This window comes from Vagococcus allomyrinae (assembly GCF_017829975.1).
In the GTDB taxonomy this organism is placed as follows: domain Bacteria; phylum Bacillota; class Bacilli; order Lactobacillales; family Vagococcaceae; genus Vagococcus_D; species Vagococcus_D allomyrinae.
Genome location: NZ_JAEEGA010000002.1, coordinates 358,186 through 375,175, shown reverse-complemented (window position 1 = coordinate 375,175; position 16,990 = coordinate 358,186). Strand labels below are relative to the sequence as shown.

The window sequence follows — 16,990 nt, the reverse complement described above, 5'->3', positions numbered from 1 at the left end:
TAAATAGATTGTAAACGACCGATGTGGATTAGTAAATGAAAACTAGTATCTGACATTTGGGGATGTGTTTGAAAGGAGAGGATCAAAGTGGGGACAACCTACATCGCAATTGACATCGGGGCATCCAGTGGCCGTTTGATGAAAAGTCAGTTATTGGACGGACGTTTGAGTTTGGAAGAAATTCATCGCTTTAAAAATGGTTATGACGAAAAGAACGGTCACAAGTACTGGGATATCGATCGTTTAATTCAGGAAATATTACAGGGGCTGGCAAAACTAAAACAATCAGGGGTAACGACTTGCCATATCGGCATTGACACTTGGGGCGTCGATTATTGTCTACTAGACGCTGAGGGAACTCTTTTGAGACAGCCTTTTTGTTACCGCGATCAGCGAACGAGTCAGGCAGTTGCCGCATGGTCGAAGAAACTGTCGCTTGAGGCTCTCTACGATAAAACAGGTATTCAAATTCAACCCTTTAACACCTTGTTTCAGTTATTAGTTGAGGATAAAGAGTTATTAAAGGAGACGGATCAAATCCTTTTAATTCCCGACTATCTTGGTTATGTGTTGACAGGCAAAGGGGTCATGGAAAAAACCAATGCCTCCACCACACAGTTAGTCAATTCGGCGACCGGTCAATTAGATGAAACACTGTTGTCTTTGGTGGGAGTCTCCTCTCAACAGCTTCCCCGAATGGTTGAAGCGGGAACCGAACTTGGAGATTTACGACGAGCTGATTTTCCAGAGTATGACTTACCTGAAGCGAAAGTCATTACCGTTGCCAGCCATGATACCGCTTCGGCAGTTGCAGGAACCCCAGGGAGTGGCGAAGACTGGGCCTTTATTAGCAGTGGCACTTGGTCCTTATTAGGGGCAGAACTAAAGGCACCTTTGATTAGCCCCTCAGGATTAGCGGCTAACTACAGCAATGAGGGAGGAGTCTTTCAGAGCACGCGCTTTTTGAAAAACATCATGGGTCTCTGGTTGATTCAGGAAGTGGCCCGAATGGCCGAGACGCCTTATTCATTTGCTGAATTGGCAGAGCTGGCTGAGAGGGAAAACTTCGAGGTTCCCCTGATTGATGTTAACGATGCAAGTTTCTTAAATCCGCCAAACATGGGTCTGGCCATTCAAGATTACTGCCGTCAGCGAGGGTTAACAGTGCCAGAATCAACGGGACAACTGGCTTTGACCATTTACCACAATCTAGCGGCCTGTTATGGTCGAGAATTGACCACATTAGCAGAGTTAACAGGCAAAACCTTCCAGAACTTACAAATTGTTGGCGGGGGTGCCAATGCCCGCTTGCTTAATCAGTTGACAGCGAACGCTACTGGACTAACAGTCGAAGCGGGACCAACAGAGGCGACGGCGATCGGCAATATACTGATGCAAATGTTGACCACAGGCGAAATTGACTCACTTGAACAGGGGCGGGAACTCATTAGGCAATCGTTTAAATTGACCAACTATTACCCAGAGAGGAAGAAATAACGTGGATAAAATAACAGAAAAATATCAAGTAGCGCAAGCCAAGTATCAAGAGATTGGTGTGGACACAGAGCAGGTCTTGGCAGCCATAGATCAAGTAAAAATCTCGATGCATTGTTGGCAAGGAGATGATGTGAAAGGGTTTATGAATCCAGAAGGTGAACTGACAGGGGGGATTTCCGTAACCGGGAATTATCCAGGGGCAGCACGAACACCTGCTGAATTACGTCAGGATTTGGAAAAAGCCTATTCCTTGATCCCTGGTCAACATAAATTGAACTTACATGCGATTTACTTGGATACAGAAGAAACGGTTGACTTAGATCAAATTGAACCAAAACACTACCAAAATTGGGTAGAGTGGGCCAAAGAACTAGGCTTAGGGCTCGATTTTAATCCAACTTTCTTTTCACACCCGATGTTGAAGGACGGGTTTACCTTAGCCTCAGCTGATGAAGAGGTTCGCCAATTTTGGATTGAACATGGCAAACGAGCACGACGAGTGGCCGCCTATTTTGGCCAAGAACTAGGGCAAACCAGTGTCAACAACTTTTGGGTGCCAGACGGTTTTAAGGACAATCCGATTGATCGTTTGGCTCCACGCCAACGACTGATGGCATCTTTGGATGAGATATTTAGCGAAGAATTTGATAAAGCTTATACCTTGGATGCAGTTGAGAGTAAACTTTTTGGCTTAGGCGCAGAATCTTATACAGTTGGCTCTCATGAGTTCTACATGGGCTATGGCTTGACTCGCGATAAAGTGATTTGTATGGATGCCGGTCACTTCCACCCAACAGAAGTCATCAGCAATAAATTATCTTCCCTCGCCCTTTTTGGCAATGAAATGTTGCTTCATGTTAGTCGCCCTGTTCGTTGGGACAGTGATCATGTAGTAATTATGGACGATGAATTGATGGAAATTGCCCGGGAGCTAGTTCGCAATGATTTATTAAAACGGACTCATGTTGGGTTGGATTTCTTTGATGCCACGATTAATCGGGTAGCTGCTTGGGTGATCGGCACACGCAATACCCAAAAAGCGTTACTAAAGGCCATGTTGGAACCGATCGCCCAGTTAAAACAACTGGAAAATGACGGCGATTATACCACTCGTTTAGCCTTTGTAGAAGAATTAAAAGACTTTCCCTTTGCCGATGTTTGGAATTATTATTGCCAAAGCAAAGGCGTGCCTGTGGGAATGGATTGGTTGAGGGAAGTGAGACAATATGAAGCGGATGTGTTAGTGAAGCGTTAATTAATCAGCTTCAGTTCAAAACAAATCAAACAGAGAGACAAGGAGAAACAGATGAAAAAAATTGACTTATTACAAGCCCCTTTTGTTCAAGAGATGATTGAAACGACCACTAATCTATACCGATTAGGCTGGGACGAACGAAATGGTGGCAATATTTCCTACTTATTACAAGAAGAAGAACTTGCCCCTTTTTTAGATCTGACAAAAGTCATTCGTGAGATTCCCATGATTTTTGACGCCAGCGCCTTAGCTGGTCGCTATTTTATCGTGACAGGTTCAGGCAAATACTTTAAAAATGTCGCCAAGGCTCCTGATAATTGTTTGGGAATTGTTCGGATTAAGCCTGATGGCAAAACCTTGGAAGTATTGTGGGGATTAAGCGAGGATGGCTTACCGACCAGTGAATTACCGTCTCACTTTATGAGTCATATCGAACGCCTAAAAATCGATCCAGAACATCGGATTGTGATGCACAACCATGCCACCCACTTATTAGCGATGACCTTTACCCATGAACTGACGGAGCGGGCCTTAACGAGAACCTTATGGCAGATGTGTACCGAATGTTTGGTTGTTTTCCCAGAAGGAGTTGGCATCATTCCTTGGATCGTGCCTGGAACCAATGAAATCGGTGAAGCCACAGCCACTAAAATGCAAGACTTTCGTTTAGTCGTCTGGCCACATCACGGCATTTATGGAGCAGGCAAAGACATGGATGAGGTCTTCGGTCTGATTGAAACGGCGGAAAAAGCCGCAGAAGTGTATACCTACGTAATGGCTCAAGGCGGGGTGAAACAGACGATCACCGACCAACAGCTACATGCCTTGGCCAAAGGATTTGGCGTCACACCGCGAGAGGGCTATTTAGCTTAAGCACCTGCTTAGAAAGGTGAAACAAGCTCGGCTTTTGAGCGAATTAATGCGCAAGTGGTGAAACAGATTATTTTCAAGAAGTGGTCGCCGAGTTGGCATCATTTCTAATCTGTTAAAATAAATTGTGAAATAAATAACAATACGGATAGGAGCTTGATGATGGTAAACAGAATGATTTTGAATGAAACCTCTTACTTTGGCAAAGGCGCTATTGAGAAAATTGCGGAAGAGGCAACCAAGCGAGGCTTTAAAAAAGCCTTAGTCATCACAGATAAAGGGCTGATGGAGGCAGGCGTGGCCACTCGCGTGACGGCTATTTTGGATCAGGCAAATTTGTCTTATGAGGTATTTGATGGCATCGTGCCGAACCCAAGTATTGAGGAGGTCCAAGCAGGTATTGTCGCCTTTAACCAAGCCGAGGCGGATTATCTGATAGCAGTTGGTGGCGGTTCGCCGATCGACACGGCAAAGGCGATTGGGATTATTATCACCAACCCTGAGTATGCTGACGTCCGCAGCTTGGAAGGAGAAGTGGCCACCAAAAATCCTAGCGTGCCAATTCTAGCCGTACCGACGACTTCTGGAACGGCGGCAGAAGTCACCATTAACTATGTTATTACCGATAAAGAACGACAGCGTAAATTTGTCTGTGTGGATCCCCATGATATACCAGTCGTCGCCTTTGTTGACAGCAATATGATGATGGGCATGCCGACAGCTCTCTGCGCGGCCACCGGGATGGATGCCCTGACTCATGCCATCGAAGGATATATCACGAAAGGGGCTTGGGAATTGACGGACATGATGCACCTTAAGGCGATTGAAATTATTGGCCGCTCCCTAAGAGCATCTGTTAAGGGGCAACAGAGCGCTCGCGAAGAGATGGCCTTGGCTCAATATATTGCTGGCATGGGATTCTCCAATGTTGGTCTAGGTTTGGTTCATGGCATGGCTCATCCCTTAAGCTCTTGGTATGATGTGCCACATGGTGTGGCATGTGCCTCTTTATTGCCAGACGTCATGGACTACAACAAAGAACAGACAGGGGAAAAATACCGCGATATCGCTTGTGCCCTAGAAGTAGCAGGAGCAGCCAGCCTAAGTTTAGCGGAAGTTCGTGATGCAGCAGTTGCGGCCGTTCGTCAATTAGGAAAAGACGTGGGAATTCCTCAAAACATTACCGAATTAGGCGTCAAAGCTGACGACATACCACTCATTGCCAAAGATGCCTTAGCCGATGTTTGTACTGGTGGCAATCCTCGTGAGACAAACTTAGTAGAGATCGAATCGATTTATCGTCATATGTTATAGCAGTGAAAAGCTGAGGCTACAGGCCTTGGCTTTTTATCTGTATACATCCCGTAAAATAATCGGAACATATAGTTCCATTGGCTTATCAACATAATGACGAGCAGAGAGTGGTGCTTTCAGCTTCTTTTTAGCTGGAAGTTTAACGATTGACCGTCATTATTTAATAGGGGCTATCTGGCCGTATTCGATCTTTACGCGTTAATTCAAGGCCGCAAGCACTGCATTACTTAATTTTATTGAAACTTAGTTTATTCTTTTGTATAGTTAAGCTGACTGGGGGAATAGAAGATGAAACGAATAGATAAAGTTTACCTGTATTGTGAAGACAGCACAAAAAGTTATTCAAGAGAAATGCTGATGACTGACATCGACGTAGGTAGCTCAGCGAGTGAAATTGCTGAAGCACTTAATCTGCTAAGAAACAATGTTTCAGCGGATTTAAATATATTGGTCAAACAGGAGAAACTGTTGAAAATTAAAGGAAAGCCCACAAGATTTTTAGAAAAAAAGTTACTTTCCGAAAAACTAGGAATTCATTTTATTAATCAAAATGAGTGCTCAAGCATTCAACAATTACTACCAAAAGAAAGAAGACAAATGATTCATTCACCTTTTAGTCGGTTGATTGGTTCTGATAAAAGTTTAGCATCTGTGATTCGGCTGGCAGAAGCGGCTATCTCCTACCCTCCTAATGGGTTACCAACTTTAGTTGTTGGCGACTCTGGTACGGGAAAGAGCCTTTTAGCTGAAGTGATGTTTGAATATGGAAAGCATGAAGGTAGCTTTAAAAAGGAGTCGAAATTTGTCGTACTAAATTGTGCCGATTATGCAGCCAATCCTCAATTGCTGTTGAGTCAATTATTTGGAAGTGTTAAGGGAGCCTACACAGGTGCTGAAAAAAATCGCATTGGGTTAATTGAGCAAGCAAATGATGGTGTCTTATTTCTTGATGAGGTTCACCGATTGCCACCAGAGGGGCAGGAAATGTTGTTTGTTTATATCGATAAAAATGAATTTTCCAGACTAGGAGAGACCCATCATAGAATAAAATCTGGGACGCTTTTAGTTGCAGCAACAACAGAAAATCCTAATTCTGTTTTGTTGGATACTTTTAAGCGGCGGATTCCCGTGATGATAACGATGCCAAATTTAGGCGAGCGTTCTTTTTCAGAACGACTGGAATTAATTGAGAGTTTGTATAAAGCCGAGTCTGCGAAAGTGGGGATGGCGTTACAAGTCTCTGTTGAAGTGCTAAAATCACTCATCACATACTGTCCAAAAGGAAATATCGGACAATTAAAAAGTGATATCCAGTTATCTGTTGCCAGGGCATTGCTTGAGAAGAAAAAAAATAACTTAGAGAATCTGACGATAACAAATGACTTTTTGTCTCCTTATGTTTTAAAAACGCTTACGCAAATATCTCTCGAGGAGAAAAGAGAAGTCGCCATACTTGTGGGAATGAAAGACTATTGTTTCGGGCACGAAGATGTCTTAGCTGTTAGCGCTGAAGAGTTTCAATACGATTTTTTGACTTTTTATGATAAGCATAAACATGGGACTTATTCCATCGAGCAAGCATTTAAAGACTATTCTCAAGAAATAGCAAGAAGAAGCATTTTGGATGACAATTTCACCTTCTTTTTGAATGGAGATATCAAACAGATAATTTTAACAATTTCAGATATCTTATATAAAGATTTAGGGATTATTATTGATAAAGACATTAATACTGCGCTAGCATTGTACATTTATAATAAAAATGAGCATCAATTGGCGTTGGAACCACTAGATTCAGTTGAAATTTCGGACAGAGTAATGAAAGCCACTCGTAGCATAATCAAGACGTTAGAAAACGAAAATAATATGTTTTTTTCTAATGCCGAAGTCAATCTGTTAGGAAATATCATCAATTCTTGTGAGGATACTGGAAAGAAAAGTGATGTTGGTATTGTATTGTGTGCTCATGGTGATGGGGTCGCGACAGAAATTGCTAAGGTAGTGAATAATTTACTAGGTCAAACCATTGTCCACCCGGTTAATATGGGCTTAGAAATATCCCCTTCTGATATCTATCAGGAACTGAAAAGGCAATTATCAAGAATTGCTGAGCAAAACATCGTTTTGTTTGTAGACATGGGGTCGATTGCCACATTTGAAAGTAATTTGAGTCAAGAAACTGGTAAAAAAGTGATCACGATTGAAAGTATTGACCCACTTTTAGTGTTAGAAACGGCAAAAAACACAGAGTATTTATCGATGAATTTCAAAAATGTCATTGAAGGAATTCAAGTGTGCAATACCAGAACGTTCGAACGAATAACAAGACGCATTGAAAATTACTTTGATTCTAATAAGAAAAAGATTGTGTATACCGTTTGTGGAACGTCTGAAGGTAGTGCCCAATTTTTAAAGGAGAACATCAAAAAAGTCTTTCGGGATTTAAACATCTTTGACATCGAGGTTCAGGCGATTAAAGGGAAAGACGCTCATGCAATTGCAGCAAATCTCGACAGCAAAAAAGAGTTGCAAGTAGTCGCAGTTGTGGGGACGATTGATCCTAAACTTGAACAAGTTCCTTTCATCTCATTACAAGAAATGGTGTTGAGAAAAGGCATTGACAAGCTGCTACTGTTGTCAGGTGCAGTAGTTACCGAAGAACGTTATGAAAAAAATATTAATGAGTTTACCAAAGAGGTTGTGTTGGACATGGGAATGGAATCCATTGATAAGTATTTATATCTTCTATCGGCGGAAAAAATGAGAAAAAGCTTAGAATCTTTTGTGCTCAATGTGGAACAGGAATTGAAAACAACCTTTAGCAATAATGTGCTATTGAAGTTATTTGTTCACACTGCCTGTATGATTGAACGAGTACTATTAAATGGTTCTGAGGTGGTATTGCAAGAAAAGAAGGAAGGCAAAAAAGAGCTTGCTCAGGTGATAAAAAAAGCCTTTAGAAGGATAGAAGTTGAGTATAATATTGATATTTCAATGGACGAATGTTATTTTATTGTTGAAATTTTTGAAAAATAGCAGTGAGCTAGTTGACAGTCTGGTTAAGACTTTCAGCTAGTTTTTTAATACAGAGGAATAGAGATTCTAAGAAACGTGTATTAATGAGTATTAGACGAGATGAAACAGCAATTGTTTCGGAAAGAAGAGTATTGAAAGAGTATTAGAAAAAGACTAAAAGCCTTTATTAGTCATCGATAAAAGTTTTGGCATGGAAATTGCTTAGTAAAGAGTATTGAGGAAGGAGGTCTATGGATGAAAGTAGAAGTTGCTTTAATTTTAGCTAGTCATGGTGATTTTGCTAAAGAAGCTTTAAAAAGTTTGGAGATGATTGTTGGCAAACAAGCTAACAGTTGTTCCTTATCACTTTTTCCAGGGACAAATTTATTAGATTTTACAGAAGAAATGGAGAGGGCCTATCAAGAATTAGATACATCTAATGGGGCGGTTATTATTTGTGATATTTATGGAGGAACTCCAAGTAATGCAGCTACCGCAATGTTACTAACTCACAAAAGTGAAAAAATATTAGCCTATTCAGGCTTAAATTTATCGGTGTTATTAGAACTTTCTGCTAATCGAAAAAAAGAGCAGATTGAGTTAAAACGTATAATTGAAGAAGCCGCTAAATATAATTGGGCTGAATTAAAAATGAATAAAGAGAAACCGACAATTGAGGGAGGGCTTTAATATGAGTATTGATTTAGTTAGGATTGATGATCGCTTAATTCACGGTCAGGTAGTGACAACATGGGTAAAACAAAACAATATTGGCCAAATATTAATTATTAATGATTTGATCGCCAAAGATGAGGTACAAAAATCTGTTTTTGATTTAATGGCACCTCAAGATGTGAATGTGCGAACCTTTGGCGTGGAAGAATTCATTCAAATAACGAAAAAAGCGCAAATAAAAAGAAAAACACTCTTGTTATTAACAAACCCAAAGGACGTTTTAGAATTAAAAAAAGGCGGCGTTGAATTTTCGAAGCTAAATCTGGGTGGGATGAAATATACAGCTGATCGAAAGCAGTATACGAAAGCCATTTCCATGACAGAGGAAGAGAAAGCCCAATTAAAAGAACTAGCCGATTCAAAAGTTGAAATTTCAGTTCAAATGATCCCCTCAGATAAGGCGATTATCTTCTCTGAATTAGTAGAAATGGAGGGGAGATAAATGTTACTTCAATGTTTATTATTAGCACTGTGGGCAGGGATTTGTACCGTAGATGAAAGAACTCTGTGGACGGGGACACCAAAAGCGATTCTTGCTGGATCAGTAGCAGGAGTCATTATGGGAGATGTCACAACAGGATTAATCATTAGTGGGACACTGCAAATGATGTGGTTAGCTAACTCAGCGATAGGAGCATATATTCCGCCGAATGAAGCAACTGGAGCAATTATCGGCGTTGCGGTTGCCATTATGTCTGGCGGAGGATTAGCAACAGGCTTAGCCGTTGCAGTTCCAACGGCTTTGTTATGCCAACAGATCATTATGTTGACGAATACGTTGAACATTGTTTGGATTCACAGAGCAGATGCGGCAATTGAATCAGGTGATTTTGATAAAGTTGCTCGTTACAATTTATTAGGGATTCCGTTGAGTTTTGTGGCTGGATCGGTTCCGGTATTTTTAGCTTCTTATTTTGGTGGTCCAGCAGTCGAATCTGTTTTAGGTCTGATCCCATCTCAAGTATTTGACGGCCTAACAGTGGCGGCCGGTATCATTCCTGCAGTTGGGATGGGCATGCTTTTAATGATGATGATGGGTAAAAATATGTGGATATTCTTACTTTTGGGCTTTGTATTTGCTGCCTATCTGAATTTAGGAACAATCGCTATCTCTATCCTAGGTATTTGTTTCGCAGCACTCTATGATTTGATCATTAATAAAAAAGACAGCGGTACGGCGACTAGTCAGACTGTAGAAGAGGAGTATGATTTATAATGACAGAGCTAACAACCAAAAAAATAACGAAATCTGATTTGAATAAAGCTTTCATCCGATCAAATTTTTTGATGGCATCCAGTAATTTTGAACGAATGCAAGCTTTAGGAGCTTATTATTCAGTCGTTCCGGCCTTAAAAAAAATATACGGCGATCGCCCAAAAGAAGAACGGGTGGCAGCGATTAGAAGACATTTAGAATTTTTTAACACGAACCCCTATGTATACGGCCCTATTTTAGGGATTACCATGGCGATGGAAGAACAGACGCAAGAAACGGAAAAAGAATCAGTCATTTCTGTTCGAACGGGTCTGATGGGTCCCTTTGCTGGACTTGGTGATAGCCTACTTGCAATGACAGTCGTGCCTATATACATGAGTATTGCATCAGGATTGGCAATTGAAGGCAATCCTCTTGGTCCAATTTTGTTTTTTGTCCTATTCAGTATTACCATCTGGCCAATTAAATACAAAGGTGTTTTCTTAGGGTATGAAAAAGGTTCAGAATTACTAACAGGGAAAAACGGCAGTAATCTCTTGCGAAGAGTATCAACCATGGGAAATGTTGTTGGAATGATGGTGGTTGGCGCATTGATTGTTTCGACTGTAAAAATTACAACCCCTTTAGAGTATTCAGTTGGAGAATCTACCTTGAAAATTCAAGAAATGATTGACGGTATTATGCCAAATTTCTTTCCGTTACTCGTGACAATGTCAGTCTATTTACTATTAAAAAAGAAAAATGCTAAAAATGCCGTGGCGATTATCTTGGCAATTATGGTACTGGGGATGGCTCTTTCCCTACTTGGTATTTTAGGATAATAAAATTAGCTACTGCGATTATTTGAGCGCAGTAGCTAGTCCTGCTTGACCTTACGACTCAGTGGAACTGGTTATTCTAGTTGTGATCTGACCAGATATAGACAAAAAAGCTATTTGGAGATGAAATAGAATGAGACGAAACGATGAAATAAAAGTTAATAGCAAACAGCTAAATTTGGCTGTAAAGCTATCTCAAACTATCACCATTGATTGGAAGGCCTTAGAAATCCCTCAATCAAGTTACATGTTAGTAGTTTTAGAGAATAATAGTGTAATAAAAGAAATCGTAATGGAAACAGATAAGCCCTACGCTAGTATTAAGCTGAATAAAACAGACGCAAGAAAACAATACAAAGTGATAGTGACGCTGAAAAATAAAGAGGAAGAAAAAACATTTTATACCTATTTTTTTTCCGAGAACCAGCGGTTAACTAAGGCAAAGTGGATAACACGCCAAGACAATCCTATTGAAAAAGAGCTTCATTATTACAAGGATAAGCCTAATATTTTGTTAGAAAAATCATTTAATTGGAACAAGAAATCAAATTGTTTTATTGATATTGTTGGTTTAGGTTATTATTCTCTGAGAGTAAATGGCCAGAAAATAGAGTCAAGCTATCTAACATCAGATATCACGTCCTATGGAAAAATTGTCTATTATGATACCTATCGTTTGGATGATTATTTGCTTGAGGGAAACAATTGTCTGACAGTTGAATTAGCTAATGGTTGGTACAATCCTGCACCGCTAAAACTACTAACTAAATATAATTTTAGACAACAGTTAACGGTTGGTAAGCCAATGATGATTTGTCAATTGTCATATTTAGAGGGAAACAATCAAGTTGAGATAGTCGAAAGCGATCGGACATGGGAGAGTAAATGCGGGCATTACTTATTTGATAATGTTTTTATTGGGGAACGAATAGATATTAGGCAAAGGAAGCTAGACTCATTTTCACGAACTGTTAATTGTCGGACTGTGGCAGTGGCTGGTCCAGGTGGAATACTTGAGCCTAGTCGGATACCTAAAATCAAACGAACGCAGTTGTATCAATATAAAAAAATAACACAAAAGAATGATGGTATCTTACTAGATTTTGAGCGGATGATTACAGGCCATTTTAGTTGCCTATTTAAAAAGCACGTTGTTGATAAAGTTACGATTTATTATAGTGAAGAACTAAATGAGGTTGGCGAATTGGATTTCCGAAGTAGCGCTAATGGAGTTTACGGTATTGACGATTCAGAGGTCGGAATAACAGAACAGACGAATGCTGTTCAAAAAGATGAAATCATATTAAATAAGCAAGATTTCAAGTTTGAAAATCAATTTACCTACCATTCTTTTAGGTATGTCTATCTTAAAGGAGCTGGGTTAACAGCAGCACATTTGAAAGATATTTGCGCCTATGATGTACACACGGATTTAGACATCAATGCGAATTTTGAAAGTTCAAGTCATCAATTAAATCTGCTATATCAATCGGCTAATGATACTAAATTAAATAACATTCATTCTTATTATGAAGACTGTCCTAGAGAGAGACTAGGATATGGTGGCGATATTGTGGCGCTTATAGAATCTCAAATTAAGGCTTTTGATTCGGAACAACTTCTTTTAAAAGTATTAACAGATTTCCTAGTTGAGCAAACGAGTAGTGGCGGTATTACCCAAACAGCACCCTATATTGGCATTCAAACTCACGGACCAAGTGACAAAGCAGGGTCCCTTGGTTGGCAGTTAGTTTTGCCGACATTGATTCAATATATTAAAAACAGTTATTATCAACCTCATATAATAGAAGAAAACAGTGATGCATTACTAAAACACGTCAACTATTTGCTTTCTTTTGACTACGACTATGTGAAATATTGTTGTTTAGGTGATTGGGGGTCAATTGATACGGAAATAATTGAAGGGAAAGAAACCCCACCAGATAAAGAATTTTGTTCGGCAGTTATGTATTATCTGCTACTTAAAGGGTATTCAGACCTTTTGGCTGGCGATTTGTATCAGAAAATACATAAAAAAATCGAGTTAAAACTGAAGGATGTTAAAGAAAAAATAGTGATTGATTACTACAATGATGAAGGATATTTTCAAACAGGAAGTCAATCCAGCTATATTTTCGCACTTAAAAGCGGAATCGCAGAGAATAACAAAGAAATTTACGCTAACTTTCTTGCTAAAATTAAACAAGATAAGGGTGTATTTAGAGCAGGGATTTTTGGAATGTCCTGGATGTATTCTATATTGAAGCAAACAGATAGTCAGCTAATTTATTCTTGGCTAGTCCGAGAGCCGGCCCCAAGTTTACTTTCCATGTTAGACAATAGTGGTATTATCAGCGAATATTTTGAACCCTCGTTAGGCTCACTAAATCATGCCATGTTCACCTCTTACAGTAGTTGGATAATCGAGAAAATATTAGGTATAACGATAAACAATAATGGATTAGGAGAACGAGAATTGTCCTTTTCACCATTCTTCAACGGGGAGTTGACATTTGCAAAGGGGGGAGTGACAATCCCAGAAGGACGAATAAAAGTTGACTGGAAAAAGGAAAAAGAAACATACACGATTCACCTAGTCGCACCTGCAAGCATCAACGTGACATTTGATATTGACCAATCATTTGAGATAGTCAGTACGCTGGAAGATGGTTTTTCCAAGAAAATTCAGATTGTAGTTATGAATTAGCTTAATGTTCTATTTGTTCGTGATTCCCTAAAAGAAATCTCATAAAAGATGAGGTTTCTTTTGGGGAATTCAGCTTTAGCTGTTATATTAACCAAATACCTTCTCAACTCAAAAGAATAAATTAATAAAAAACGATATGATAAAGTGAGGGATAATTGATTAGATTGACGAAATGTTTGATTGTTTGATAAAAAAATTAAGGCTAATAGGTGTTATTGGAAGGGGAAAAATTTGGAAAAAGTGGTAATTATTGGTGGCCGTGTCGTAGGATTAACGGCAAGCATTTACAGTTACTAAAACATTTTGTAGCGTAACAGCGAAGGAATTAAAAAAAAGGCTATTGCTTACTAGCTAGCTTTAGAATTGCTTAATGATAAATAGGCATGAGGCCAATAAGTCAACCTTTGAAATTATCAGGCGTTTGACATATTTTTCATGACAGATAACCATCAATTTGTTCATATCGTTCCAATTTCACTTGTTTTATGAACACACGTTGTGTTAATATCATTTTGTGGGGTTATTTGGTAGTGAAAAAATTATGTGTGAGGAGAGATGTAAGTGATAAAGAAAATATTAGTAGGTTTGGCAGCTGTTTGCTTTTTAGCTATTGGTCAAAATGCTTATGCTGCAACTATTCAAGAAGCGGGGATTTCCAAAGAACAGGTGGCTCAGTTTGATGAAAAAGCAACCAGTATTGTGAAGGATTATGTTGCTAAAAACAAGCTTAGAAGTTTCCCGAGTACTCCAGGAATAGTTAAGGATGTCGAAGATGGGCTTTATCAAATTCGTTTTAAAGATGCGCCGTTTTATTTAACATTATATGGGGGAAGAAGTGCAAATGGCAATAGTTTGTATAGCTGGACCCATGCATATGGGGCTAGTTTCGTGTTTTATATTAAAAATGTAGGAAATGGCGAAGTGATGATTTTTGATACGATCGGCTTTAGAGCAGTAGAAATTCAAAATTCCAACGTTTTTAATGGCGCTAGATTACAATTATGGAATGCTAACCCAGCTTATCCAACAATGAGATGGACTGTCCAAGAAGCGCCAATTTCACATAGCGCTGAGGTCGATTCTGTTAATTTGGTGAATGTAAACTCTAATCTTGCCATTGATGTTGTTGGGGGCAGACTAACAAGAGGTAATCATTATCATTCATGGCAAAAATTGAATGTTGCAAGTCAAAAGTTCCTTTTAGAAAAGTTAACATTTTAATAAGTAGTTAATCAAGTAGTATACTTCAAATACCCCATCAAAAATTTATATAAACGTTCGAAAAGGTTATTTTCGAACGTTTTTTAAAGAGTCAACAAGTGCTTTTTATGAGTTCTTGCGATTTTTTTTACAATAAAGTATTAGGAGGGAAATAATTTGAACGACCAGTCAGTTTTAAACCAAAAAAAGGTGATATTGTTTATTCAAATGTCGTTATTGATAATCCTATCTTCTCTGGGGATTACCGTTTATGCAGAAGGAATAAACTCAAATATGGAAGCAGCTCAAATGAGACTAATCTCAGGTGTGTCGTATACTGACGCATCAGGCAACTCAAATGATATTGAGATTCCCACATCTTCATTGGTCGAATTAAGTGCGACCGTTACCACAGTGACAATCAAGGCCAATGGTCAAACCTATAGTTTAAAAAATATTCAAGAGTTGTACTTAAAAAATATTGTGATCTCGAATTTTGCGTCCTTCTCTACTAATAGTGTGAATAAGATGGTGGTTGACGGCGTAGAGTTTAAAAGAGGAACAACTTTCTCAAATATGCAAAACCTTCAAACGCTAATAATTAGAAATTCACTGTTTGGGTCGATTAATTACTCCCTAAGTGTTAATTCAGCGCCACGCTTAGAAACATTGCTAATTGAGAAATCTGAGCTAAGATCGGATTTACTGATTCATTCAAATAAATCATTGTCAGAAGCCACGGTTTCGGAGTCCACCTTAAAGAATAATGCAGTCCAGCAAAATAATAAAAAAGGGTATCGTACGAATTATGTCAATACTCATTTTGAACGCACCAAACTGTTAAGAAATATTTCATCTGGTGAAGCTCCAGCAGATTCAGATGATATCTTTTTCATCAATCCGAATAATACACCAATAGGTGAGACTAAATTTAACGCTATGGAACCTGGGAAAATATTTTATGAAGGTGCAGACAGGCAAGTCAAGACAATTGATGTTCCAGCTGCGACGCCAATTGTTGAAGTAAAAGAGCAGGCAGAGGCTATTACAGTAAAGCTAGCCGATGGCCAAAATTTTGTATTAGCCGAAGTCAAAGAAATATACTTCCGTAATGTAGATATTCGTACATCGATCTCTTTTACCCAGAAAAAGTTGAAACTCGAAAAAATTCAACTGGTTAAATGCAATGTGCGTAACATCGATTTTGCGAATATCAGCACATTAAAAACTATCGAAATTAACCAATCAGAATTCACTCAGACATCTGCCTATATCCGAGTTAGGGAGAACAAAGCTCTTGAACAGTTTATTTTGCAAGATTCTTACCTAGATGGTGGAGGAGCTACAGGTTATGTGATGATTTACGGTTCACCAGTATTAAAACAATTGATTATGAACAATGATCATATCTCAGGTTACTTACTTGCCAAGGATATAGGGGCAGTTACCTTAGAAATAGGCAACTCTCAATTCGACGATTACATCACAACCCTTAACACAATCAATGGAACTGCCACACCTCAACCAGTCGGTTACATACCAACTATTGAAGCAACTGATCACGATCATAATAAAGGTGAGGAATTTGATGGGAAACTTGGTGTTAAGGCCTATGACGTGGAGGATGGCGATTTAATGTCAGTTCTGAGTATTGACACATCAAAACTGAATGTTGATCGGAATGGTACTTATCCAGTAACTTATTCTGTGACAGATTCTGATGGGAACACGGTGACAGTAACGATTCAAATAACTGTTGTTTAAGACCTCATAGAGAGAAGATGGCATGGTTCTTTTGAATGACAACGGTTTTTATTAGACAATGAGAAGACTATCTGATATGATTTATTTTGTTGAACAATCAAAAGAAAGTAGCTAACTGACAGTTAATAGACATAAAACTATATAATAAATAGCGCCTGAATAGTTAACTATTCAGGCGTGTTTTGTATAAAAACTACTTGGTATAACCTATCTTATGTAAATTAGCGGCATATCCTGTTCAATAAATAAACTATACCATAATCGAAAAATAATGTACACCCCCTATGCATATATTCATCACATGAAAATGAAAAGGATATCTTTCGCCTATTTCAAAGAACTGTTTCGATAGATAGTAGCCCCTTTTCGTACGGTTTATAAAACGAGAGCTGAGTTAAATCCTTAGGGGGCAATGGGCAAGAAAGATTGTTCAATGTTAAGCAATTAGCTGATTTGCTTGTTTTCATAAAACGGGCGAATCGTTTTTTTGTGTTTTAAGAAAAAAGTTAAAATGAAGGCCAAATCAAGCTGTGTTTGATGTTGATTGCGTCAAATGCGTTATCAAATAATAAAATAACCAACCTTTAGGGAAGAATAGT

Annotated in this window: 12 protein-coding genes; all 12 read left to right on the top strand. The window is 38.9% G+C overall.

Annotated elements, in window-relative coordinates:
• The first annotated feature begins 87 nt into the window (after positions 1 to 87).
• Positions 88 to 1,497 carry a rhamnulokinase gene (gene rhaB, locus I6N95_RS04425; RefSeq protein ID WP_209525146.1) on the top strand — a complete coding sequence of 470 codons (1,410 nt, stop codon included), beginning with the start codon at positions 88 to 90 and terminating at the stop codon, positions 1,495 to 1,497.
• 1 nt (position 1,498) lies between these two features.
• Positions 1,499 to 2,752, top strand: coding sequence for an L-rhamnose isomerase (gene rhaA, locus I6N95_RS04420; protein ID WP_209525145.1), 1,254 nt, complete (start codon positions 1,499 to 1,501; stop codon positions 2,750 to 2,752).
• 51 nt (positions 2,753 to 2,803) lie between these two features.
• On the top strand, positions 2,804 to 3,625 hold the full coding sequence (rhaD, locus tag I6N95_RS04415; protein ID WP_209525144.1) for a rhamnulose-1-phosphate aldolase: 822 nt from the start codon (positions 2,804 to 2,806) through the stop codon (positions 3,623 to 3,625).
• Positions 3,626 to 3,781: 156 nt separating this feature from the next.
• Positions 3,782 to 4,936, top strand: coding sequence for a lactaldehyde reductase (gene fucO, locus I6N95_RS04410; protein WP_209525143.1), 1,155 nt, complete (start codon positions 3,782 to 3,784; stop codon positions 4,934 to 4,936).
• 288 nt (positions 4,937 to 5,224) lie between these two features.
• A complete protein-coding gene (locus tag I6N95_RS04405) occupies positions 5,225 to 7,972 on the top strand; it encodes a sigma 54-interacting transcriptional regulator (RefSeq protein WP_209525142.1) in 2,748 nt (915 codons plus the stop codon).
• Between the two features lie 234 nt (positions 7,973 to 8,206).
• Positions 8,207 to 8,641, top strand: a complete 435-nt coding sequence (locus I6N95_RS04400; RefSeq protein WP_209525141.1) for a PTS sugar transporter subunit IIA — start codon at positions 8,207 to 8,209, stop codon at positions 8,639 to 8,641.
• Between the two features lies 1 nt (position 8,642).
• Positions 8,643 to 9,128: a PTS sugar transporter subunit IIB gene (locus tag I6N95_RS04395; RefSeq protein WP_209525140.1), complete on the top strand. Its 486-nt coding sequence runs from the start codon at positions 8,643 to 8,645 to the stop codon at positions 9,126 to 9,128.
• A complete protein-coding gene (locus I6N95_RS04390) occupies positions 9,129 to 9,902 on the top strand; it encodes a PTS mannose/fructose/sorbose/N-acetylgalactosamine transporter subunit IIC (protein WP_209525139.1) in 774 nt (257 codons plus the stop codon).
• Entirely contained in the window at positions 9,902 to 10,723 is an 822-nt protein-coding gene (locus I6N95_RS04385) for a PTS system mannose/fructose/sorbose family transporter subunit IID (RefSeq protein ID WP_209525138.1), read from the top strand. Before I6N95_RS04390 ends, I6N95_RS04385 begins: the two co-directional genes overlap by 1 nt.
• A gap of 130 nt (positions 10,724 to 10,853) precedes the next feature.
• The gene (locus tag I6N95_RS04380) at positions 10,854 to 13,427 is read left to right on the top strand and encodes a family 78 glycoside hydrolase catalytic domain (protein WP_209525137.1); all 2,574 of its coding nucleotides are present in this window, start codon (positions 10,854 to 10,856) and stop codon (positions 13,425 to 13,427) included.
• Positions 13,428 to 13,988: 561 nt separating this feature from the next.
• A complete protein-coding gene (locus I6N95_RS04375; protein ID WP_209525136.1) occupies positions 13,989 to 14,648 on the top strand; it encodes an RICIN domain-containing protein in 660 nt (219 codons plus the stop codon).
• A gap of 156 nt (positions 14,649 to 14,804) precedes the next feature.
• Entirely contained in the window at positions 14,805 to 16,391 is a 1,587-nt protein-coding gene (locus tag I6N95_RS04370; protein WP_209525135.1) for an immunoglobulin-like domain-containing protein, read from the top strand.
• The last annotated feature ends 599 nt before the right edge of the window (positions 16,392 to 16,990 follow it).

Excerpts from the sequence above, each read along its gene's own strand:
- I6N95_RS04385 (WP_209525138.1), top strand. The coding sequence starts at position 9,902 with ATGACAGAGCTAACAACCAAAAAAATAACGAAATCTGATTTGAATAAA.
- I6N95_RS04395 (WP_209525140.1), top strand. The coding sequence starts at position 8,643 with ATGAGTATTGATTTAGTTAGGATTGATGATCGCTTAATTCACGGTCAG.
- I6N95_RS04390 (WP_209525139.1), top strand. The coding sequence starts at position 9,129 with ATGTTACTTCAATGTTTATTATTAGCACTGTGGGCAGGGATTTGTACC.
- fucO (WP_209525143.1), top strand. The coding sequence starts at position 3,782 with ATGATGGTAAACAGAATGATTTTGAATGAAACCTCTTACTTTGGCAAA.
- I6N95_RS04400 (WP_209525141.1), top strand. The coding sequence starts at position 8,207 with ATGAAAGTAGAAGTTGCTTTAATTTTAGCTAGTCATGGTGATTTTGCT.
- I6N95_RS04380 (WP_209525137.1), top strand. The coding sequence starts at position 10,854 with ATGAGACGAAACGATGAAATAAAAGTTAATAGCAAACAGCTAAATTTG.
- I6N95_RS04405 (WP_209525142.1), top strand. The coding sequence starts at position 5,225 with ATGAAACGAATAGATAAAGTTTACCTGTATTGTGAAGACAGCACAAAA.
- rhaD (WP_209525144.1), top strand. The coding sequence starts at position 2,804 with ATGAAAAAAATTGACTTATTACAAGCCCCTTTTGTTCAAGAGATGATT.